The sequence below is a fragment of the Actinoplanes sp. NPDC049681 genome (assembly GCF_044465265.1).
In the GTDB taxonomy this organism is placed as follows: domain Bacteria; phylum Actinomycetota; class Actinomycetes; order Mycobacteriales; family Micromonosporaceae; genus Actinoplanes.
In genome coordinates this window covers 719,705-741,303 of the sequence record NZ_JBITLP010000003.1, presented here as the reverse complement: position 1 = coordinate 741,303, position 21,599 = coordinate 719,705, and the positions used below count along the sequence as shown (strand labels likewise).

General features: G+C 71.1%; 16 protein-coding genes, 1 tRNA gene and 1 pseudogene. 11 read left to right on the top strand and 7 right to left on the bottom strand.

The features are described from left to right. Positions 1-384 precede the first annotated feature (384 nt). Entirely contained in the window at positions 385-612 is a 228-nt protein-coding gene (locus ACIBO8_RS13310; protein WP_396115397.1) for a hypothetical protein, read from the bottom strand. A gap of 429 nt (positions 613-1,041) precedes the next feature. Between ACIBO8_RS13310 and ACIBO8_RS13305 the strand changes: the two genes are divergently transcribed. The 5 genes from ACIBO8_RS13305 to ACIBO8_RS13285 all read left to right on the top strand — a co-directional run bounded on the left by ACIBO8_RS13305 (position 1,042) and on the right by ACIBO8_RS13285 (position 6,457). After that, a complete protein-coding gene (locus ACIBO8_RS13305; protein ID WP_396115396.1) occupies positions 1,042-1,647 on the top strand; it encodes an alpha/beta hydrolase in 606 nt (201 codons plus the stop codon). A gap of 263 nt (positions 1,648-1,910) precedes the next feature. Then, complete coding sequence (locus ACIBO8_RS13300; protein ID WP_396115395.1) at positions 1,911-2,477, top strand: hypothetical protein; 567 nt, start codon at positions 1,911-1,913, stop codon at positions 2,475-2,477. Positions 2,478-2,842: 365 nt separating this feature from the next. After that, complete coding sequence (gene murJ / locus ACIBO8_RS13295) at positions 2,843-4,405, top strand: murein biosynthesis integral membrane protein MurJ (protein WP_396115638.1); 1,563 nt, start codon at positions 2,843-2,845, stop codon at positions 4,403-4,405. Between the two features lie 515 nt (positions 4,406-4,920). Beyond that, positions 4,921-5,361 (top strand): hypothetical protein, encoded by a 441-nt coding sequence (locus ACIBO8_RS13290; protein WP_396115394.1) that lies wholly within the window; start codon positions 4,921-4,923, stop codon positions 5,359-5,361. A gap of 133 nt (positions 5,362-5,494) precedes the next feature. Further along, positions 5,495-6,457, top strand: coding sequence for a hypothetical protein (locus tag ACIBO8_RS13285; RefSeq protein WP_396115393.1), 963 nt, complete (start codon positions 5,495-5,497; stop codon positions 6,455-6,457). 424 nt (positions 6,458-6,881) lie between these two features. Here the strand turns inward: ACIBO8_RS13285 and ACIBO8_RS13280 are convergent, their stop codons facing one another. Then, positions 6,882-8,291, bottom strand: coding sequence for an amidase (locus tag ACIBO8_RS13280; RefSeq protein ID WP_396115392.1), 1,410 nt, complete (start codon positions 8,289-8,291; stop codon positions 6,882-6,884). Between the two features lie 82 nt (positions 8,292-8,373). On the opposite strand from ACIBO8_RS13280, the gene ACIBO8_RS13275 reads away from it, so the two are divergent. Together ACIBO8_RS13275 and ACIBO8_RS13270 are read left to right on the top strand one after the other, a co-directional pair. Beyond that, positions 8,374-10,461, top strand: coding sequence for a LuxR C-terminal-related transcriptional regulator (locus ACIBO8_RS13275; protein WP_396115391.1), 2,088 nt, complete (start codon positions 8,374-8,376; stop codon positions 10,459-10,461). A gap of 24 nt (positions 10,462-10,485) precedes the next feature. Then, positions 10,486-11,931 carry an FAD-binding oxidoreductase gene (locus tag ACIBO8_RS13270; protein WP_396115390.1) on the top strand — a complete coding sequence of 482 codons (1,446 nt, stop codon included), beginning with the start codon at positions 10,486-10,488 and terminating at the stop codon, positions 11,929-11,931. Here the strand turns inward: ACIBO8_RS13270 and ACIBO8_RS13265 are convergent. Further along, the gene (locus ACIBO8_RS13265; protein ID WP_396115389.1) at positions 11,928-12,485 is read right to left on the bottom strand and encodes a TetR/AcrR family transcriptional regulator; all 558 of its coding nucleotides are present in this window, start codon (positions 12,483-12,485) and stop codon (positions 11,928-11,930) included. The two genes, ACIBO8_RS13270 and ACIBO8_RS13265, sit on opposite strands and share 4 nt — an antisense overlap. Positions 12,486-12,560: 75 nt before the next feature. After that, entirely contained in the window at positions 12,561-13,148 is a 588-nt protein-coding gene (locus tag ACIBO8_RS13260) for a DUF664 domain-containing protein (protein ID WP_396115388.1), read from the bottom strand. Positions 13,149-13,479: 331 nt separating this feature from the next. Here ACIBO8_RS13260 and ACIBO8_RS13255 point away from each other — a divergent pair, with 331 nt between their 5' ends. The 4 genes from ACIBO8_RS13255 to fxsT all read left to right on the top strand — a co-directional run bounded on the left by ACIBO8_RS13255 (position 13,480) and on the right by fxsT (position 18,600). After that, positions 13,480-13,866 (top strand): PepSY domain-containing protein, encoded by a 387-nt coding sequence (locus ACIBO8_RS13255; protein WP_396115387.1) that lies wholly within the window; start codon positions 13,480-13,482, stop codon positions 13,864-13,866. A 71-nt stretch (positions 13,867-13,937) separates the two neighbouring features. Beyond that, on the top strand, positions 13,938-14,645 hold the full coding sequence (locus ACIBO8_RS13250; RefSeq protein ID WP_396115637.1) for a response regulator transcription factor: 708 nt from the start codon (positions 13,938-13,940) through the stop codon (positions 14,643-14,645). Further along, entirely contained in the window at positions 14,642-16,096 is a 1,455-nt protein-coding gene (locus ACIBO8_RS13245) for a sensor histidine kinase (protein ID WP_396115386.1), read from the top strand. The genes ACIBO8_RS13250 and ACIBO8_RS13245 overlap by 4 nt, the downstream gene beginning before the upstream one ends. A gap of 71 nt (positions 16,097-16,167) precedes the next feature. After that, the gene (fxsT, locus tag ACIBO8_RS13240) at positions 16,168-18,600 is read left to right on the top strand and encodes an FxSxx-COOH system tetratricopeptide repeat protein (protein WP_396115385.1); all 2,433 of its coding nucleotides are present in this window, start codon (positions 16,168-16,170) and stop codon (positions 18,598-18,600) included. A gap of 153 nt (positions 18,601-18,753) precedes the next feature. Here the strand turns inward: fxsT and ACIBO8_RS13235 are convergent. The 3 genes and pseudogenes from ACIBO8_RS13235 to ACIBO8_RS13225 form a co-directional block, all read right to left on the bottom strand. Beyond that, a tRNA-His gene (locus ACIBO8_RS13235) sits at positions 18,754-18,829 on the bottom strand. Positions 18,830-18,945: 116 nt separating this feature from the next. Next, positions 18,946-19,536, bottom strand: coding sequence for an oligoribonuclease (gene orn, locus ACIBO8_RS13230; protein ID WP_396115384.1), 591 nt, complete (start codon positions 19,534-19,536; stop codon positions 18,946-18,948). Between the two features lie 282 nt (positions 19,537-19,818). After that, positions 19,819-21,599, bottom strand: a pseudogene (locus ACIBO8_RS13225) (hypothetical protein); the annotation flags it as partial.

The window sequence follows — 21,599 nt, the reverse complement described above, 5'->3', positions numbered from 1 at the left end:
GCATCAGGTGGCGGTTGAACGCGCCGAAGCTAATGTCTTTAGCCGCCATTTGGGCGGCGCGGCGGCGAACAGGAGATTGCGATCCGTCGAGGCCCCGTGGCAGCTCGATCCACAATGCGGCTCGAGTATGTCACCGCTTCGCCCCGATGTGGATCCGATAGCGGCCCGGTGCAGCCCGATACCGGATCCGTTTCATCAGGCCGTCAGTTGTGGCTCACACCGTTTGGGCCGATGTACCAGGACTGTTGGTAACGCGTCGGATAGATCGAGACGCTGACCGCCGGACCGTTGTAAGTGCCCCACCAGGTAGTGCAGCGTACGTTGCCCACAATATTGACGTTCTCGTTTGAGCCGACGCGGAGGTAGACGATGTCGTCGCCTCCATCAGCGGCCGTGGCCGAGGTGCTCGCTGAGAAGCTGGATGCTCCAACCCAGGTCACGCTTCCACCGCTCGGACAGTTCCCCCGCCATGTCGGCATAACGATGTAGTTGTAAGTTGAACCCGCTGCGACCGCCGGCGCTGCCGTGGCTACGCACATCGCGGCCGCGGCCGCCGCCATTGCCGCCGATGCAGCAAGTGAGTTTCTGATCGCTCGCGACATAGATGGTCACCTCTTCGGCTTCCCGTTGCGTGCCCTGTGTTAGGTACCTTCGCATTTGTTCGGTCCCGCAGTCTTCCGCTGAATGGCCGAGACTATTTCCGATCATTAACGAGCCGCCAACAGGACGGCGCGACTAGGTGCCATTCAGCCTACTTCCCGAGCGGCAAGGACTAATCCGATCGAGTTCGAGTGATTGGCGAAGGCTGGCAACGGTGGGCCAGTGACCATTCGAATCCGGGTGCGGACCGGTGCACTGAACTCGGCATCAGCGTGCGTCTAGCTGGGGCGATGCCGGCATTGCCTGACGGGCGTTGGCTGCGTCAAGTGTCAGAGTCCGCTTCGTAGCCGCAGCCGGTGGGGGAAGCGAGGGTGAGCAGGCGGTCGAGGACCTGTTCGGTGGTGGTGCCCCACATCTTCGACGGCGGCCTATCATCGCCGGATGACCGACCTGCACTGGCCGCGTCCCTCCCATCGGGACCGTGTGGAGCGCGACCCGGAGCGGGTGGCTTTCCTGATTCCCGGCGGTGAGTACTCCGCGGAACGACCCCTGCTGCATTTCGCGCGTGCGGTGCTCATGAGGCACGGCTGGACTACGCAAGCGATCTGGTGGCCCGAGCGGCCGCCGCAGCGCGACGGCCAGGACCTGGGCTCTTGGTTTGGCCAGCTGCGCTCCTTCGTGCACAAACAAGTGAGCCAGATCCTCGATGCCGAAGCCGCACCGAAGATCACCCTGGTCGGCAAATCGATGGGCGCGTTCGCGGCCGGGCTGGCCGCCGACCGCAACCTCCCCGGCATCTGGTTGACCCCGGTGCTACGCGATTCATCGCTGCCTGACGATCTGCGTCGCAGCACGGCGCCGTTCCTGCTCGTGGGCGCCACGGCCGACCCGTCGTGGGACACCGACCTGGCGCGAGGTCTTGGCCAGCCGCTCTACGAGGCCGAGGGCGCCGATCACGGCATGGAGACCGACGACGACCCAGTGAACTCGGCAGACATCCTCCGGAACGCAACCGTGGTAATGGACGAATTCGTGGCGCGCCTATAAGGCGGGCCGTTCCTCATGGCGAATTCCCCCTCGAGACGCAGTGCCCTCCGGCAAGGGAGATGCCGGTGCCAAAGCAGCGATCACCGCCTGTGACCGCTTGTGGCCGGTCAGCGCGTGCAGGCGGGCCGGATGGTCCGCCATGTGGTTCTGTCCGAAAGGCCAGGCCAACGGCATGGAGCGGCGACCGTCCATGGCCGTTCGAGTCCGCTCGGCATCCCTATCGACCGGCCCGGGATGACCCGATCTTGCCTACGGTGAATGGCATGCCAGGATGGGTGACCAACGAGTATCGGTTGCGGGTCGCGGGGCTCGCTGCCGTGATGGCTGCGGTGGCTCTGGCCGGTTGTTCGGACACCCGGCCCACCAAGGACGGCTGCACCAATGACGGCGACCGGCATCGAGTCGAATCTCTGCTGGCGTTGCCATTCATCACAGCTCACGAGGACCCGGCGGAGGTGGTCGAGCAGGGCGGCGGGTGCGACACGGATAGTGGTGAGATCAGCGCCGGACGAGAGTATTACCGGGAAGACTTGGACCAGCGCGGGGTGGTCGCCTTCCATCGAGCGATCGCGATGAAAGACGGCTGGGCAGTGACACCGCAACGCACCGACAGCCAAGCCCAGACCAACACCGGCCGGGATCCCCACTCCGACCTGGGTACGGGCAACCCCTCGGCCCTCGAAGACCCCCCGTGCTTCACGAAACAGATCGACGGACACATAGCGTTCGCCCAGGTCGGCTTTCCGGATTCCTCGGAGCACGGCGCCTACGGCAATGTCTACGACGTCAGCGCGTGGATTCCGGGACCGAGCGACCCGCTCGGATGCTGAGGCTCCTCCTTGGCGTGCGACCGGACGTGGGGCCTCACGCGCTGGAGCCGCAGGCAGGACCTCCTGTTCGCCAACATCGCAGTCGTCGGACGCCAGTGCGCGGACATGTTGCGAAGCCGGCTCAACGACACAGCGGTACCCGTGCGGATTCGACTCGACGAGCAGCTCAACGGATGAGCGGCCAACACAACCATCAGTGACATCCCCTGGCCAGCCGAGCCGATGGGATCACGTCAGGGCATTGGCGAGGTCCGCACTGGCCCTGCCGGTCCAATGCGCCGCAGGCTTTCTGGGGCCGCGGGCGCTGATGCGCTGTGAAGGTCGACATGGCAGAAGGATCTTCGGTCGGGCGTGCGGGCCGCGGTATGGCGGTAGCGACGTTGGCGTCGCGTGCCGCCGGGTTCGTGCGGCTGGTGGTGTTGGCCTCTGCCCTGGGCCTGGGCGGCCGGTTGCTGGACAGCTACAACGTGGCGAACACGCTGCCCAACGCCGTCTACGAACTCGTCGTCGGGGGCGCGATGGCCAGCGTGGTGGTGCCGCTGCTGGCCCGCGCCGCGCTCAGCGAACCCGACGACGGGGTGGTCTACGGCCAGCGGCTGCTGTCATTGATGGTCTACGGCCTCGGCGCCGTCACGGTGGTGGCGATGGTCTCGGCGCCATGGCTGGTCACGGCTTGCGCGCCCGGCTTCACCGGGGAGCAGCGGGAGCTGGCGGTCGTGTTCAGCCGGTTCTTCCTGCCGCAGATCCTGTTCTACGGCGTCAGCGCCACCGCCGGCGCCGTGCTCAACATCCGGGGCCGGTTCGCCGCCCCGATGTGGGCGCCGCTGGTGAACAGCCTGATCGTGATCGCCGTCGGCCTGGTCTACCTGGTGATCGGCGGCGCCACCAGCATCGCGTCGCTGACGCCCACTCACCTGCTGCTGCTGGCGGTCGGCACCACCGCGGGCGTGTTCGCCCAGATGGGCATGGTGGTGTGGGCGCTGGCGCGTAGCGGTTTCGCGTTGCGGCCCCGGCTCGACCCGCGGGGCATCGGCATTCGCCGTCTGAGCCGACTCGGCGGCTGGGTAGTGGTGTCGGTCGTCGCCGCGCAGGTGCTGCTGGCGGCCGCCACGCGGGCCGCGTCGATCAGCGGACCCGGTGGGATCAGCGCGTACCAGAACGCGTTCGCTGTGTTCCAGATGCCGTTCGCGGTGATCGCCTTGTCGGTGATGACCGCCATGCTGCCCCGGCTCAGCCGCCACGCCGCCCGCCTCGACCACGCCCAGATCACTGAAGACCTGTCCCGAGCCGTCCGGCTGGCCGTCGTGGCTCTGGCCCCGATCGCGGCAGCCATGCTGGTGCTCGGCCCGCAGATCGCCACTCTGTTGTTCGCCTACGGTGGCAGCTCGCCGCCGGCGATCGCCCTGCTGGGCGCGGTGGTGGCGGCCTTCGGGGTGGCCCTGGTGCCGTTCACCGGCTACATGATCTTGCAACGCGGCTTTTACGCCCTGCAGGACACCAAGACCCCCGCGCTGATTACCACCGGGGTGAGCGTCGTCGGTGTGGCCGGCTGCCTCGCCGCGACCTGGCTGCTGCCTCGCGCTGACATCGTCGTCGCGATTCCCCTGGCCTACGCGGCCGCCTATACCGCGGGCCTCGTAGCCGCCGCCGTCATCCTGCGCCGACGGCTGGGCCGCATCGACGGCCACAGGCTGCTGCGCACCCACGCACGGGTAGCGGTCGCCGCCGGGATCGCCGGCAGCTGCGGCGCCGTCACCGGGTCCGCCCTCACGCCCCTGATCGGCTCCGGCTTCAGCGCGGCACTCATCACGCTCACCACGGCAGCCGTCGTAGGCACCGCCGTATACGGTGCGGTCGCCCGACTGGTGCGCCTCACCGAGCTGCAGCAACTCCTAGCCACCACCCTTGCCGGCATCCGAACCAGCTGACAGCCCGCTATGGAGGCCTTCGGGGGGGGTGCGCCGTCGAACAAGGTAGTGGCGCGCATCATCTGCGGCAGATTCGTGGTCGGTGACGAATGGTAGGGCAACGGCTCCGGACAGCGAGGTTTGATCAAGTCGGCATGATTCCGCCTCGCGGACCCATTTGCGTGAGTGGCAGCTGAACCCGAACCAGTTCGAGTACGCCCGGGACTGCGGCAGATCCGTGCGTTCGCTGCGACCTGGTCAGCCGCTTGGGACGGCACTTCGCCAGGCTTCGATAGGGGGCAGGAGATCGTCCAAAGAAACGATGCGCGACCAGGGGTTGAAAGTCCGACCACCAAGGCAGCTCCGCGGGGGGGCGGCCGGAGGTAGTGAGCCCGCGCTGAATCACCGCCCGGCGAACCGCCTCGGATCGGCGGCCCTCGAGCGGCGTGAATTCAGCGCTTTCCACCACGGGACGAACGATGTCAGGCGCCTGGAACGCAACGAGATCCTGGCGATGTTCCCTCTAGCCTGGTCACATGTGCGACGACCCGCCTTGGGAGGGGTACTCGCGGGATCGGCTGCGCGCAGGTATGGCGTACCCGGTCGGCCGTGACTTCGTCGAACGCTGCTTACGGGATGCGGGCGCAGTGATCGGGTCGTTGAGCTTCGTCGGCGGGACGGCAGATCCGCGGCAGGTGCCCGAGAGACGCCTCTTGATCGATCTCTACTGGTTCGGCGACGCCCGGAGTGGCTACCTGACCAATCCGTATCGGACCAGGGCAAGCTACCTGTTCATGCGACTCTGGGCGGTGCCGTCCATGCAGCGCAGGGAGATGGGCCAGCTTCTCGGAGAGGGACTGCCCCTCGCGTGCCGCTGGGCCGCGGCGGCGATGAACCGGGGAACCGCCTGGTCGGCGTCACCACACGTCCTCACGCTTCACGGCGGGCCGAAGGGCCTGTGCGTCCAGGAGACCTGATGGCGGGCTCGCTGGTCAGTCCCTTCGAACCAGCAAATGGGCAGGCCGAATTAGCTGTCCGGACATACCGTCCTCCAGTTACCCAGCGTTACATTACGGGCTCACAGTCCGTATAGCTTGGGAGTGACCCCCGGTGTCGCAGCCTCCGCCTGACTTTCCCGACGACGACTCTCCGCAGCCGGCGCCGTCCTGGTCCGGGCCGGGTGTGCCGCCGTACTACTGGGCCACGATGCCGGCCGGTGACCCGCGGTTCCTCCCGGGAGACCCGCTGGTCAGCCCGGATTTCTCCGGTTGGTGGCGGCGGGGCTTCGCCGTGGTCCGCCGGGGATGGCGACCGCTGGCCTTGGTGCAGCTGTGCACGGCCGTACCGACGCTGGCCTTGATGATTCCGGCTCAGCTGTTCGTCGACTTCGCCAACCGGGACCTGACCACCGACGCCGCCGGAGGCGGGGCGGTCGACTTCGGTCACTTCCTGGCCGCCAGCGGCATGTCGCTGCTCGCGACGTTGGTGGCCACCCTGGTCTTCGCGATCGGGAGCCTCGTCACGATGACCCTGGTCGTCGCCATCGCCACCGGTGCACAGGCGCGGATCGGCACGGCGGTGCGCGGCGTGCTGCCCCGGATCCCGGCGCTGATCGGCTGGTCACTGGTAGCCGCCCTGATTCTGACGGCAGCACTGTTCGCCTGCGTACTACCGGTGTTCTACGTCGGCGCGGTGTTCGTCGTGCTGACCCCGGTGGTGTTGTTCGAACGCGGCGGCGCCATCGGCCGCTGCTTCAACCTGTTCCACACCGACATCGGTGCCGCCGTCGCGCGGATAGCCACCATCGCCGGCGTCAGTATCGCCATCTCGCTGGCCTTCGCCGCGGTGAGCGCCGCTGTCACGCTTCTCGTGGGGGGAGCGTCCTTTTCGGACCCGTTCGCCGTCGCCGATACCGGCGCCATGGTGGTCAGTTCGGTAACGGGAACGGTCCTGAGCACGGTGGCGTCACTGATCTGCGGGGTCGTGCTCACTCCGCTGATCGTGGCTACCTACGCCGACTTGCGCGCCCGTCGGGAGCCGTTCACCACCGCCGACCTGATCAGCCAGCAGTAGAGGCCAGGGACCGAAGGCGCTCACCCGCGGGTCCGCCGCTGACCGGTGAATCGGCCGACATGTCACCCACCGCGAGGCACTCTCCCAGCAGACCTGAACCGGCAGGGCGAGCAGGAAAAGCGGAAACGTGAGGTGGCCTTGCGCTGGCGTTGAGGTAAGGCTGTGAGTCTGGTTTCAGTAGCCGTCCGGGTCGGTGTGGCTGAGATCCCCTGGCCCGGCTGAGCACACAGCGGCCCTCCTGGTGGAGGGCCGTCGTGCTGTTCCGACGCCGGTACGCAAGGCGTCAGGCGGTGAGCACAGCGACGCTGATCTGCTTCCCCAACTGCGTGATCCATGCCTGGCAGAAGCCGAAAGGTGGACGGTCCGTCAACGGCATGACAGGCGATGATCGACATCGAGGGGCTGACGGCATGCGCAGGTGTTGTCACTGATCGAGGGTCCCCTGGCGGTCGGCTGCGGTGGCGAAGTCGGGCTCCAGCGCCGCGGCGATGCGGATCAGCTGGTCCTCGCGGCCGGAGCCGGCGACCACCTGGACGCCGATGGGCAGGCCTGATGCACTGCGGCCGAGCGGAAGGCTGACGGCCGGCTGCCCCGAGATGTTGAAAACGGCGGTGAACGGCCCGTACGCGAAGAGCCGGCGCAGCCACGAGTCGACGCTGTACCGCGGGTTGTCGTAGTCGAGGGTGCCGTGCGGCGCGGGAAGCTGGCCGAGGGTCGGGGTGACCAGCAGGTCGTAGTCCGCGAAGAAGGTTCCGACGGCGCGGCTCACCCGGTTGTGCGCGTCGAACGTTCGGAGCAGGTCGAGCGCGGTGAACGCCCGTACTTCCGACATCGCCGCGCGGGATACCGCTTCCAGCGCCTCGGGCGGCGGCTGGCGGGGCGCGGAGAGCAGGGGTGCGACGCCGGCCACGACCTCACCTCGGATGCCGGCCAGGACGTCTTCCCAGTCCAGCGCCGGGGTGGCGACCTCCACCGTGTGGCCCAGCCGTTCCAGCAGCCGGCCTGTGCGTGCCGTGGCGGCCGCCACCTCCGGGTCGACCGGCACGCCGGACCAGGCGTCGGTGGTCAGGGCGATCCGCAGGCGCGGGTGCGGGGCGTCGAGTTCCTCGGCGTACGGACGCAGCGGCGGCGCCACCAGGTATTTGTCGCCGGCGGCCGGGCCGTGGACGGCGTCGAGCAGGTGTGCCGCGTCGCGGACCGAGCGGGTGACCGCGAACTCGTACAGCAGGCCGAAGGCTGCTTCTCCGGTGTCCGGCCCGCACGGGATCCGGCCGCGACCGGGTTTGAGGCCGACCAGTCCGCAGCACGACGCCGGTACGCGGATCGAGCCCGCGCCGTCGTTGGCGTGGGCCAGCGGGACGGCACCCGCCGCGACGAGGGCGGCCGCGCCGCCGCTCGAGCCGCCCACCCCGCGGGCCGGGTCGTACGGGTTGCGGGTGGGGCCGTACCTGGCCGATTCGGTGGCGAAACTCAGGCCGAGCTCGCACATCGTGGTGATGCCCAGCGCGACCAGGCCGGCCCGGCGGAAACGGGTCATCAGCTCGGTGTCGTGCGCGGCGGCGATGTCGGGTATCGCGCGGCTGCCCAGTGTGAAAGGTACGCCCGCCGCGATGGGCACGTCCTTGAGCAGGAAGGGCACGCCGGCGAACGGGCCGTCGCCGGCGGCGTCCAGCGCGTTCGGGAACGATGGGCGGGTGAGGCCGTTGAGCCGTTCGTCGGCGATTTTGAGAGCCTCACGCGCCACCGATTCCACCTCGGGCGGGGTCACCTGGCGCGTGCGGATCAGTTCGGCCAGTCCCACACCGTCGAGGCGGACGTACTCGTGCAGTTCCATGGGTATGAGCATCGGCCGGGCGCCGCCGGTGCCGCATGCGCGCCAGCACTGATTCGAGTACGCATTTGGCAGACTGCAAGGCGTGTTTGTCGGACGCTCGGCGGAGCTGGCCGCGCTTCGAGCTGCCGGTCCCGGCGTCGTGCTCGTCGCCGGGGCGGCCGGCGTCGGCAAATCGTCGCTGGTACGGGAGGCGTTCTGCGACGCCGACGACCTGATCTGGGTGCACTGCCTGCCGGATGACGACCCTCCGCCCGCCTGGCCGTGGACGCGGCTGCTGACCCGGCTGGGGCTGCCGGCCGTCGGCGGGTCGGGTGTGACGTGGCGGGCGGAGGTGACGGACCTCCTGCTGACCGCCGGGCCCGGTCACCGGGTGGCCGTGATCGAGGATCTGCACCACGCCGACGAGGAATCGCTGGCGCTGCTGGGGCACGTCGCGCGCGAGGCAGCGGACGGGCGGTTGCTGCTCGTCGTCACGTACCGTCAAAGCGGTTTGCGTCATCCCGCAGCCTTCGCGCGTGCCGTCGACGAGGTCGTCCGGTCCCGGAACTCGCACCAGGTGCGACTGCTGCCGCTGGACGCCGACGTCGGCGTGCCCATGGTGCTGGCCGCTGCCCGGCAGGCGGTGGCCGAGCGGGACCACGCGGAAGCCGGGCGGTTGTTCGAGCGCGCACTGTGGCGGCTGGAGCAGGCTCCGGCCGAGCGATGTGCCGTACTCATCGAGCTCGCCGGCGTGGAGTTCGCCGCGGGCCGGCCGCGGCGCGCTTCGGAACATTGCCTGGCCGCCGCGGAGCTGGCCACCGACCTGGATCGCGCCGACCTGCTCGCCCTTGCCGCCCTCGTGGTCCGCGGTGCCGGGGACGAGGACGTCGCGATGCGGGCCGCCGTGTTGTGCGATCGCGCCCTCGCGGTGGGCCCGTCGGAATTCCGGCCCCGGCTCCTGGCCCGGCGCGCCGCGCTGCACGCCGACGCGGACCGGCTCGAGGCGACGGAAAGTGTCGAGGCGTTGCGTGTCGCGGAGGCGGACGGCGATCCCGACACGCTGACCGACGCCATCCGGGCGCGGATGTGGGTCCTGGACGACCCCGGCGAGCGGCTGCGGCTCGCCGAGATCGCCGCCGGCAACGGGATGCGTACGGGACAGCTCATGTCCGCGGTGCGGGGCGAGCTGTGGCGTGTGGACGCCCTGTATCAGCTCGTGGACCTGCGCGGTGTGGACAACGGGATCGCACGGTTGCGGGAGCTGGCGAGCGCGTCGGGAATTCCTGCCGCCGACTGGTACGCCCTGCGTACGGCCGCGGCGCGGCACGCCCTGGCCGGGCGCTGGGATCGGGCCCGGACCGCCTCCGCCGAGGCGCACCGGGCGGCCGAGCGTACCGGCGACCGCCTCGCCGCGACCGTCACCGACATCTTCGCCGCCCTCGTCGGTCTGGTCCGGGGCGACCCGGGCGACCTGCGGCCCGGCTGGGAGCAACGACTCGAGGAGGCTCCCCGGCTTCCGCTGACCGACGCGGTCGCGGCCATGCATCGCCTCGTGGCCGGCGACCGGCCCGGCGCGCGGTTCCTTTACGAGCGGCAGCGGCACCTGCTGCGGAACCTGCCGACCGGGATCCGCCGGCTGGGCTTGCTCCAGCACCTCACCGAACTCGCCCTCGCCCTCGAGGACACCGAGGCTGCCGGGTGGGCGCTGCCGCACTGGCTCCCGTGGCGTCGCTCCGGCGGGCTGCCCGGCAACGCGGACACCTTCTGCGGGGGCGCCCCGGCGCGACAGGCCGGGCGCCTTGCCGCGCTGCTCGGTCGCGCGGACCAGGCGGCGACGCTGCTCACCGCGGCCGTCGAGCTCAACACCAGGCTGGATGCCGGGCCGTGGCTCGTACACACCCGCCTCTCGCTCGCGGCGCTCACCGGGGACGGGTCGCCGGCGGCGCAGGCCGCGCGCGACGCCCGCCGTCTGGACATGCCCGGCGCCGCGGCGAGCGCGGCAACGGCGGATCCGCTCACGAGCCGGGAACGCGAGGTCGCCGCGCTGGTCGCGCAGGCCCTGTCCAATCGGCAGATCGCTGAGCGGCTCGTGCTCAGCGAACGTACGGTGGAGAGCCATCTGCGCCACATCCTGGCCAAGCTCGGGCTGACCAACCGTACGGAGCTGACCGCCCACCTGCTCCGGACCTGATGTCCATTATGCGAGGATTGCGGCATGCGGATCTCGCGTCGTGTCCTGTTCGGTGCCGCCGGGCTTCCCCTCGTCGCCGCGACCACCAGGACCGGGCACGGTCCGACCACTCAGGACTGGCAGGCGCTGGCGGCCGGCCTCGACGGCTCTCTGGAACGTCCCGGCAGCGCGGGCTACGACCCCGCCCGGCGCCTCTTCGACCCCCGCTTCGACGGCGTCCGGCCCCCGGCGATCGCCCGGTGCACCGGTCCGGCCGACGTCGTCGAGGTGCTGGCGTTCGCTCGCCGGTTCGGCGTGCCGGTCGTGGCGCGCGGCGGCGGACATTCGTACGTCGGCGCCTCCACCAGCGGCACCAGCCTGGTGCTCGACCTGCGCCGGATGTCGGCCGTCGCCTATGACGCCGCCGGCCGGACCGCCGCGATCGGCGGCGGCGCCCGGCTCATCGACGTCTACGACGCCCTCGGCGCCCATCGCGTCTCCGTCCCGGCCGGGTCGTGCGGCACTGTCGGGATCGGCGGGATCACGCTCGGCGGCGGCATCGGCATGGGAGCTTCCGCGTACGGGCTGACGTGCGACACCGTGCTCTCGGCCGACGTGGTCACCGCGGACGGCCGGCACCGCACCGTGGACGCGACTCGCGAACCGGCGCTGTTCTGGGCGTTGCGCGGCGGTGGCGGCGGGCAGTTCGGGGTGGTGACCCGGTGGCGGATGCGTACCCACCCCGTGAGCACCGTCGGCTCGTTCGTGCTGACGTACCCGTGGCGAGATGCCGCGGCGGTCGCCGCCGGGTGGCAGGCGCGCCTGGCCACCGCGCCGGATCAGACGTGGTCGGCGTGCCAGTTCGCCGCGGACGGGCGTGGCCGCCGTACCGTTCGCATCTCGGGTTTCGTCCTGGACGACGACGCCGACGGCGAGGTTGCCGCGATCGTCCGGGCGATCCGCAGGGAGCCCGCGTCCTGCGCCGTGGATCGCCGCGCCCACCTGGACGTGGTGCACGACCGGGCCGGTTGCGACGAGTCCGGCGACTGCGGGGATCGGTCGACCGAGCTGGTGGGCAGCGACGTGTTCCGGCAGGCCCTGCCCGCCTCCGCGATCGCCGCGCTGCTGGCCGCCGTGGACCGCCGGGCCCGGGCTCGCCGGCCCGGGGTGGCCAAGTTCAAGCGGATGACCGGGGCGGTCGCGCGGGTGCCGGTCGGTGCCACCGCGTTTCCCTGGCGAGGCGCGCACACGATGCTTCAGTGGCTGGTCAAGCCGAGTGCGGGCGATGCCGCGACGGTACGTGACGCGTACGCATGGATCGACGACGGCCACCGCGCAGTGGCTCCGTGGTCCGCCGGCCGTTACGTCAACTACCTGGAACCGGGCGCGGCGCTGCTGCCCAGGTATCACGGCCCCCACCTCGACCGGCTGCGCCGGATTCGCGCGGTGGTCGACCCCGACCGGGTGTTCCGGTCGGCGTACGCCCTCTAGCCGACCCGCAGACCGGCGACGAGGAGGTCCACCAGGCGCCGGGCGTCGTATCGGGGGTTGTTCTCCGCGCCGATACAGAGGTTGCCGACGCCGCGCAGCAGTTGGTACGCGTCCATGCCCGGCCGGATCTCCCCCGCCGAGACGGCCGCATCGAGCAGCTCGGCGCAGACAGGGACGAGCCGGTCCAGGAAGTAGGCGTGCAGGGTCTTGAAGGGGGCATCGTCGGACTGCAGCGCCTCGGCGAGACCGTGCTTGGTGACGAGGAAGTCGACGAACAGATCGATCCAGCGGGCCAGGGCGGCGTGCGGGCTGCCACCGGCGGTCAGCAGCGCCGGGCCCGCCTCGGCACAGGCCTCGACCTGGTGCCGGTAGACCGCAACGATCAGGTCGGCGCGCGTCGGGAAGTGGCGGTAGATCGTGCCGACGCCGACGCCGGCCCTGGCGGCGATGTCACGGACGGGCACGTCCACACCGGAGGCGACGAACGCCTCGGCGGCCGCGTCCAGCAGCGCCGCCTCGTTGCGCCGGGCGTCGGCTCGCTTCGTGCCGGCCATCTCCCTGCTCCCCTCGGCGGAACGCTGCTCCGGTTCGTCAGCTTGCCAGGAGAGCGGATCGGTGACAAGCCGGGGTCAGGACGACGCCCACGGCATACGGCCGACTCGTGGGCGCCAGCCTGCCGGTGGGTCCTCGCCGACGAGCCCGTCCGCCGCCTCGCGCAGCAGATCCGCCTGGCCGGTGTGGCGCCCGTACTCCTCGATGAGGTCACAGATCAGGCGGCGCAGGCTGGCGTGGCGGCCGTCGGACCCGGACACGTGTACGGCCTGGTCGAGCCCGCCCGCCGCCAGGACTGCCGCGAGCCGCGTACGGGAGCGTTCCACTGCGTCGTCCCAGAGGTCGTACAGCTCGTCGGGGGCGTTCCCGGCGGCGGAGGTGAACTCCCAGTCGGGGTCGTCGTCCCAGGCTGCCGGATCCCACGGTGCGCCGGGCGCTTCACCGCGGAGCTTGACGGTGAAGGTGTACTCCTCCACGAGCGCCAGGTGTTTGAGCAGACCACCCAGCGTCAGGGACGAGGCGCCGACGCGAGTGCTGAGGCCGGCCGCGTCGAGGCCGTCGGCCTTCCAGCGGAAGGTGGTCCGCAACCGGTCGAGCGCGCCCACGAGGTGCTCCGTCTCGGTGCCGGCCAGGGGCGGTTCCCACGGGGTGTCGTCACTGCTCATGGGGCCACCGTAGTGCCATCGGAGGCCCCCGCGCCGGGCCTGCGGGAGGTGAGGTGATCGGGCCGGCCGCGCCGGATTCCGATGACTGTTGAGGCAATGTCGAACGCCGATATGGACGATTGACACTCCATCGATTATTGTCGTTGCTGACGCCGTTGCGAGTTCTTCCCCCGTGGAATTCGCAACGGCGCTTCTCTTTGCGCCCCGCCGCGGTCCGGCTTCTTGGAGGAAACTTGACCGCTTCCTAACCGTGGGCTGGCCGTGCCTTGGCAGGCGTCGAAATAGCGTTTCGGGTGTTCGCCGGACCTGTCCGCTACCAAGGAGTCCCCTCGTGAAGCTCAAGCTCATCATCCCCGCCGGCCTGCTCCTGCTGGGCGGCCTGTCCGCCTGCTCCAGCGACCCCGCGGCCCCGGCCACCCAGCCCGCCGGCAACCAGCAGCAGGCCGCCGACGCCCCGGCCCAGACCAGCGGGCAGCCGTCCGAGGAGGCCGACGACAAGGAGGAGCCGCTCACCGGCGAGACCAAGGAGAAGGCGGAGAAGGCCGCGCTGGCCAAGTTCCCGGGCACGGTGAAGAAGAGCGAGCACGACGTGGAGAACCCCGGCCTCTACGCGGTGGAGATCGAGCAGGACGCCGGCGGCGAGATCGAGGTCTACCTCGACAAGGACTTCACCGTCGTGAAGACCAAGAAGGAAGACGGTACGGAGGACGGCGACTGAGCTGATCCGATCCGTGGCCGCGCCCGTACCACCTCCGGACCGTGCCCGAAGACGATGAGATGAGCGCGACGATGCTGAACACACCCACGCGGGTGCTGCTGGTGGAGGACGACAACCGCATCGCCGGCCCGCTCACCGAGGGCCTGGGCCGGTACGGCTTCGCGGTCGAGCGCGTCGGCACGGGCGCCGGCGCGCTCGCGGCGGCACCCGCCGACCTGGTGCTGCTCGACCTCGGCCTGCCGGACATGGACGGCATCGACGTGTGCCGCGAGCTGCGCGGGGCCGGCCCCGTACCCGTGATCATGCTGACCGCCCGCGCGGGCGAGTCGGACCGGGTCGTCGGCCTGGAACTGGGCGCCGACGACTACCTGGCCAAGCCGTTCAGCCTGCGGGAGCTGGTCGCCCGCATCCGTGCCGTGCTGCGCCGGGCGTACGCCGAGCCCGTGCAGGCCACCGCGCCGGTGACGGGGGCGGTTCAGCAGCTCGGGGCGTTGACGGTGGATCGGCGTACCCGTCAGGTGCGGCTGCACGGCCGGGCGGTGTCGCTGTCACCGAAGGAGTTCGACCTGCTGGCGCTGCTCGCCGAGGACCCGGGCGCGGTGTACTCCCGCCAGCAGATCCTCGACCAGGTCTGGGAGCCGCACTACTTCGGCCCCACCAAGACGCTGGACGTGCACGTCGCCGCGGTGCGGCGCAAGCTCGGCGACCCCGCCGTCATCGAGACCATCCGCCGGGTCGGATTCCGGCTGATGTACGGCTCACCCGGAGCGGAGGTGTGACCCGGCGCCTGCTGGCCAGCTACGTCTCGCTCGTACTCCTGGTCCTGCTGGCCCTGGAGATCCCGCTCGGGCTGGTCTACTCCCGCGGCGCCACCGACCGGTTCCTCGCGGCCATGGAACGCGACGCCGTCGTGCTGGCCGAACGCTCGGAAGAGGCCATCGAAGAACGCGACAGTACGGCCGTCGGCCCGTTGCTGGCCGGCTACCATCGCGAGACCGGCGGTCATGCGGTCGTCGTCGACGCGGACGGCGAGCTGGTCGCCAGCACCCTGGCCCCTCAGCCGGGCGGCAGCGCCGACATCGCCGCCGCGCTACGCAACCAGCGCCGCTCCGGGTACAGCGCCGACGGTGCATGGCTGTCGGTCACCGTGCCCGCCAGCTCCGGCGAGACCATCCGCGGCGCCCTGCAACTGACGTACCCCGCCTCGAGCGTCGGCACGCAGACCCTCCGGATGTGGCTCGTACTCGCCGGCGCGGGCCTGGCCGTACTGGCCGTCGCGGCAGCGGTCGGTGCGGCGCTGGCCCGGTGGATGACCCGTCCCGTACGGGAACTGGAACGGGCAACCGCCCGCCTCGCCGGCGGCACGCTGACCAACCCGCCCGCGCTCGACCAGGGCCCGCCGGAGCTGCGCCGGCTGGCCGCCACCTTCACGACCACCGCCGAGCGGCTGCAGCAGCTCATCGCCGCCCAGCGCAGCTTCGCCGCCGACGCCTCCCACCAGCTCAAGACGCCGCTGACCGCGCTACGGCTGCGCCTGGAGAACCTCGAACCCGACCTCGATCCCGGCGCCCACGACAGCCTCGCCGAAGCCGTCGCCGAGACCGACCGGCTCGCGCGCATGGTTCAGGGGCTGCTCGCCCTCGCGCGCCTGGACAACGATGCGACCCAGCCCGTACCGGTCGACGCCGACGCCGTCATCGACGACCGCGCCGCCAGCTGGGCGCCCTTCGCCGCGGAACAGCACGTCACCATCGACGTACGCGGGACACCCGTCGGTCAGGTGCAGGCGATTCCCGGCGCGCTGGAACAGGTGCTGGACAACCTACTCGCGAACGCCCTGCGGGTCTCCCCGCCCGGCAGCACCCTGACCATCGCCCGGCACCTCGACGGCAGCGGCGGCGTCACCATCCACATCATCGATCAGGGTCCCGGCATGAGCCCGGCTGACCGGCGCCGCGCCTTCGACCGGTTCTGGCGCGCCCCCGGGTCCGCCGACGACGGCTCCGGCCTCGGACTGGCCATCGTCGACCGCCTGGTCCGGGCGGGCGGCGGGCAGATCAGCCTCGGACAGGCCCCGGGCACCGGGGTGGACGCGATCATCCGCCTGCGACACCACCGTCCCACCGGCGCGACCATCGCCGAGCCGCGACCCGGCTCCCGTACGGCCCGCCACCGGCCGGCCCGGACCACCACGCTGTCGAACCCTGGCCGGAGCCTGACCAGCCGCTGACCACGCGGATGACAACTTTTTGACATTGAGCGACCATCGCGTGACCGGCTGTCCGGGAGGACGCTGTGCTGGTGGATGCCACAGATGATCGGGGCCGGCCCGATCTGTTCATCAGCTACGCCGGGCCGGACCGTCCGTGGGCCGAGTGGGCGGCGTGGCAGCTGATCAAAGCGGGTTACGAAGTCGAGCTGGACGTGTGGGACTGGGCGGCCGGGGACAACGTCGTGGTGCGGATGAACGACGCACTGACCCGCGCCGATCGGCTGCTGGCCCTGTACTCGCCGGCGTACTTCGCTCGGGACAGGTTCACCGCCGATGAGTGGACCGCGATCATGGCGGTGTCTCCCCACGCCGACGGCCGACGGCGGCTGGTGCCCGTACGGGTGACCGAAGTGCAGCCGCCGCCGCTGCTGGTCCCGCTGGCGTGGCGGGACCTGTTCGGCCTGCCCGAGGAGCGCGCCCGTCAGGAACTGCTGGCAGCGGTGGGCGGGCCACGACGTCCGGGCACCGCCCCACCGTTTCCCAATGACGTCACCGGTGTCACCGATCCCGGTCCGCGGCTACCGGGACAGACGCCGCGGGTGTGGAACGTACCGGGGCGCAATGCGGCGTTCACCGGCCGGCAGGCGCTGCTGGCGACGTTGCGGCAGCGGTTGCACGACGGCCGGCGAGTGCTGGTGCAGGCCCTGCACGGCATGGGCGGGGTCGGCAAGACCTCTCTGGCCATCGAGTACGCCCACCTGTTCGCCGGCGACTACCAGCTGGTGTGGTGGGTGGACGCCGAGCGGGAGGAGTTGATCGCCGAGCAACTGTCCGAGCTCGGGGTGCGCGCGGGATGGATGGACCGTTCCGCCGCCACCCCTGAAGCGGTCTGCGAGCGGCTGCGGCGTACGCCGCGGTGGCTGCTGATCTTCGACAATGCCCCCGGTGGAGCCGCCGTCCGTCCGTGGCTGGCGACCGGCGGGCACGTGATGGTGACCTCGCGCAGTGCGGAATTCGCGGAGGTGGCCGCGCCGGTCGAGGTGGACATCTTCGATCGCACCGAATCGGTGGCGCTGCTGCGGGCACACCAGCCGGCCCTTGGCGAGGGCGAGGCCGACCGGGTCGCCGAGGCGGTCGCCGACCTACCCCTGGCGCTGGCGCAAGCAGCCGGGTTGATGGCAACCACGGGCATGACCGTCACCGAGTACCTCGACGAACTCCACCACCATGCCGCGGGGCTGTTGCACGAGGGGAAGCCGGTCGGGTATCCGGCGCCGTTGGCCGCCGCACTGACCATGTCGTTGGACCGGCTGGCCCTCCTGGACGAGGCCGCCGTACAGCTGGCGTACCTGTGTGCGCAGCTGGCCCCGGAGCCGATTCCCCTGGTCTGGTGGCGGGCCGCCCCGCCCGGAGTGCTGCCGGCGCCGCTGGGTCAGGTCGTCACCAGCGTGCTGGCGTGGCGACGCATCCTGGGCCGGCTGGCCGAGTTGGGTCTCGCCCGCGTCGGCGGTGAGAGCATGCAGCTGCACCGGCTCACCCAGGCGGTACTGCGCGACCAACGCAGCCCCGACCAGCGGCTGGACGACCGGCGGTGCGCCGAGCAGGTGCTGGCCGCCGCCGAGCCCGCCGACGACGGGACCGACCCGAACAGCTGGCCCGCCTGGGCCGCGCTCCTCCCTCACCTGCTCGCCGTGGGCCCCGCCACCGCGGGGGAACAGCTACGCACCACCGCGTGCAACGCCCTGTGGTACCTCCTCATGCGTGGCGAGTACCGCACCGCCCTTCCGCTGGCCCAGGCCTGGCGCGACCACTGGCACACCGTCTTCGGCCCGGACGACAACCATGTGATGTGGGCCGCCAGCCAACTGGCCAGCGCCCACCGCGGCCTCGGCCACCACCAGGAGTCCCGCGCGCTGGACGAGGAGACCCTGGCCCGCAGCCGCCGGGTCCTCGGCGACGACCACCCCGACACCCTGGCCTCCGCCAGCAACCTCGCCGTCGACCTGCGCGCCCTCGACCAGTACGAGGAGGCCCGCGCTCTGGACGAGGACACGCTCATCCGCAGCCGCCGGGCGCTGGGCGACGACGATCCCGACACCCTGAAGTCGGCGAGCAACCTGGCCGTCAACCTGGGCGCTCTCGGCCTCCACGACCAGGCCCGGGCCCTGGACGAGGACACCCTCGCCCGCCGGCGTCACATGCTGGGCGACGACCACCCCGACACCCTGGCCTCCGCCAGCAACCTCGCGGTCAATCTGCGCGCCCTCGGCCAGTACGAAGAGGCGCGCACCCTGGACGAGGACACCCTCGCCCGCGCCCGCCGGGTCCTCGGCCACGACCACCCCGACACCTTGAGATCGGCCGGCAACCTTGCCTTCAGCCTGCATGCCCTCGGCCAGTACGAAGAGGCCCGCGCCCTGGCCGAGGACACCCTCATCCGCAGCCGACGGGTCCTCGGCGAGGACCACCCCGACACCCTGGGATTGGCCGAGGACTTCGCCGACCTCGGCCCGCACCCATGACCTTGCGGGCCGGCCTGCTGCGGCAGGCTTCGGCGTCCCGCATCCGGCTCCAACCGATGAAGGCCGCCGCTCCCTATCGGCTCCCGGAATCGGCGGCTGAACGGCGAAGCGCCTGACCGCTTCCGCAGTCAGGCGCTTCGACCTGGACTTTCTTGGGGTGATCGACGGGACTCGAACCCGCGACCCCCGGGACCACAACCCGGTGCTCTACCAGCTGAGCTACGACCACCATGCCACCGCGGCGGCATCCTTCTCCGCAGCGTGCGCCGGACAAGCATAGCGGCAACCCCCACCCCACCGTCGACCGGGTTACCCACCCGGCGCGGCGGCGCGGCCGGGCATCGGCTACAGCTCGGCGGCGATGGCGCGGGCCTGCTCGACGTCCGGCCCGGGCAGCGGCACGAAGATCGTGCGGCGGTAGTACTCGAGCTCGCGGATGCTCTCGCGGATGTCGGCGAGAGCCCGGTGCGCGAGCCCCTTCTGCGGCTGCCCGAAGTACACCCGCGGGTACCAGCGGCGGGCCAGCTCCTTGATCGAGGAGACGTCGATCATGCGGTAGTGCAGGAAGTCGTCGAGCGCCGGCATGTCGCGGGCCAGGAAGCCGCGGTCGGTCGCGATCGAGTTACCGCAGAGCGGGGCGGTGCGCGGGTTCGGGACGAACTGCTTCACGTACGCGAGGACGGCCTCCTCGGCCTCCGCCATCGTGACGGTGGACCGGCGTACCTCCTCGGTGAGGCCCGATTTGGCGTGCATCTCCCGCACGATCTCAGGCATCCCGTCCAGCGCTGCGTCGTCGGCGTGGATGACGAGGTCGACGCCTTCGCCGAGAACGTTGAGATCGGGATCGGTGACGAGGGCCGCCACCTCGATCAGAGCGTCCTTGCCCAGGTCGAGGCCGGTCATCTCACAGTCGATCCACACCAGAAGATCCGCCACGAGATCAGCCTACGCGCCCGCAGGGGTGACGCGCGGGGACGTCCTGCCGTACCCACCTGTTCGAGAGCTAACGCACGCAGAAGGGCAGGTTCACCCGAGATTGTCCGTATTGGCCCCAGGACTACCCAGTTCGGCCGTGGAGGGGCTAAACTGTGCTTAACGGACGAAGCCCCCCTTCGGTTACTCCGTTTCCCCCGGTAAAGGGCCCTCCGCGTCGGCAGCGCGGAGGGCCCTTTCGGTCACGTGAAGGAGCCCCGGGCAATCGCCCGGGGCTCCTTCGTCTCAGTCCTTGCCTTGCGTGCGCCCCCGGCGCGGGGGCCGGGTCAGCTTGATGGGAGGTTCCTGGCTGTCCGGATCCGGAGCCGGCAGACCGGACGCCGTCACGTTCCGCTTACGGCGGGCCTTGGCGCCGCCCAGCAGCTCCGCCACCTCGTCCTTGTAGCTGCCGAGGAGGCCCTTCTTCGGCCGCTCGGCGCTCTTGGCCTCCGGGGCCGGCTGCGGCTCGGCCGGCTTCGCTTGCGAGGTCTTCGTGCTGTCGGGCTTGGCCTCGGTGCGCTGACCGGCGATGCGGGCCTGCGGCTTGGACGCCTCGGCCGAGTCACTCTTGGACGGCTCGAGCGCTTCGGTCTTGGACGGGCCGACCACACGTGCCTGCGCCTCAGCCACCGACGCCTCGGCCTTCTTCTGCGGAGCGGCTCCGGCCGGACGCTGGGCCGTCGATGCCGCCGGAGGGCGCTCCGCCGGGGTCGCAGCAGGACGCTGCGCCGTCGGCACCGCAGGACGCTCTGCCGAAGGTGTCGCCGGAGGACGCTGGATCGAGGGCGCGGCGGCGCCGGCCGCTTCGACCTTGGTGGACCCGGCCGGCACCGGCTCGCGTGCCGGCTCAGCGGGCCGCGACGGTCCAGGAACGGACGGCCGCGAGGGAGCCGGCGCCGTGGGGCTGGTCGGCGGCACGGGAGCCGGGGGAACCGGTCGAGCCGGAGTCGGTGCGGAGCCGGCGTCCGCTGTTCCCGGGGCAGCCGACGCGGCGGGTGCCACCGAAGGCATCGGCGAGGCAGGACTGGCAGAGCCCTTGATCGGGCCGGCGTCGGTGGCGACCGGGGCCGGCCCAACGCCGGAAGGCGCAGGGGCGCTCGACGCAAACCCCGGGGTCGCAGTGGACTCCCCTGCCGGCAGCGGACCCTTCGCCGAGACGGTCGGGGCGGCAGGCCGCGCAGCGGCCGGCTCCGGCGCCGCGGCGGGCGCCGAGACGGCCGGTTTCGGCATAGCGGCGGGCGCCGAGACGGCCGGTTTCGGCATAGCGGCGGGCGCCGGGACAGCCGGCTTCGGCGCGGAAGACTGCGGAACGGCGGCAGCTTGCGCAGCGGCCGGCTTCGACGCGGCAGCCTGCGAAACAGCGGCATCTTGCGCAGCGGCTGACTTCGTCGCACCGGGCTGTGCAGCGGCAGCGGGCGCGGAGGCTGCAGACGCTGGGGCGGTCGGCTTGGTACTGCCCGCGCCGACGCGGCCCGAGTCTGCGCGGGTCAGGCCGGTTGCCGCCCACGCATTTGCCGGCGGGCCGCCGAACAGTGCGTTGCGCGGCGTCTTGGCAGCCAGCGAAGACTTCGGCGGTGCGGTCTTCTCGGCGGGAGCTGCGGGCGCCTCCGGCTTGGCCGTCGGCGGAAGCGTGGTGTTGCGCTCATCCCGCTGCGCCGCATCGGACAGCCCGACCACGACGACGTCGTAGCCCTTCGGCATCTGCCCGATCGCGGGCGCGACCGACGCCGTGTCCGAACCGGACACGGAGGCTGCGGGAGTCGAGGAGGCGGCCTTGAGGTCGGCCACGGGGACAGAGACAGCGACCGGCTCAGCGTCGAACACCGGCTTGCCGTCAGCGATCGGCTTGGCCTCAGCCACCGGCTTGGCCTCAACGACCGGCTTGGCCTCAGCCACCGGCTTCGCCTCAACGACCGGCTTCGCCTCAGCCACCGGCTTCGCCTCAACGACCGGCTTCGCCTCAACGACCGGCTTCGCCTCAGCCACCGGCTTCGCCTCAACGACCGGCTTCGCCTCAACGACCGGCT

Coding starts and splice junctions, on each gene's coding strand:
- ACIBO8_RS13265 (WP_396115389.1), bottom strand. CDS start 12,485: ATGGCCGGCACGAAGCGAGCCGACGCCCGGCGCAACGAGGCGGCGCTG.
- ACIBO8_RS13280 (WP_396115392.1), bottom strand. CDS start 8,291: ATGGAACTGCACGAGTACGTCCGCCTCGACGGTGTGGGACTGGCCGAA.
- ACIBO8_RS13290 (WP_396115394.1), top strand. CDS start 4,921: ATGTGCGACGACCCGCCTTGGGAGGGGTACTCGCGGGATCGGCTGCGC.
- ACIBO8_RS13260 (WP_396115388.1), bottom strand. CDS start 13,148: ATGAGCAGTGACGACACCCCGTGGGAACCGCCCCTGGCCGGCACCGAG.
- ACIBO8_RS13300 (WP_396115395.1), top strand. CDS start 1,911: ATGCCAGGATGGGTGACCAACGAGTATCGGTTGCGGGTCGCGGGGCTC.
- murJ (WP_396115638.1), top strand. CDS start 2,843: ATGGCGGTAGCGACGTTGGCGTCGCGTGCCGCCGGGTTCGTGCGGCTG.
- ACIBO8_RS13305 (WP_396115396.1), top strand. CDS start 1,042: ATGACCGACCTGCACTGGCCGCGTCCCTCCCATCGGGACCGTGTGGAG.
- ACIBO8_RS13270 (WP_396115390.1), top strand. CDS start 10,486: ATGCGGATCTCGCGTCGTGTCCTGTTCGGTGCCGCCGGGCTTCCCCTC.
- ACIBO8_RS13250 (WP_396115637.1), top strand. CDS start 13,938: ATGCTGAACACACCCACGCGGGTGCTGCTGGTGGAGGACGACAACCGC.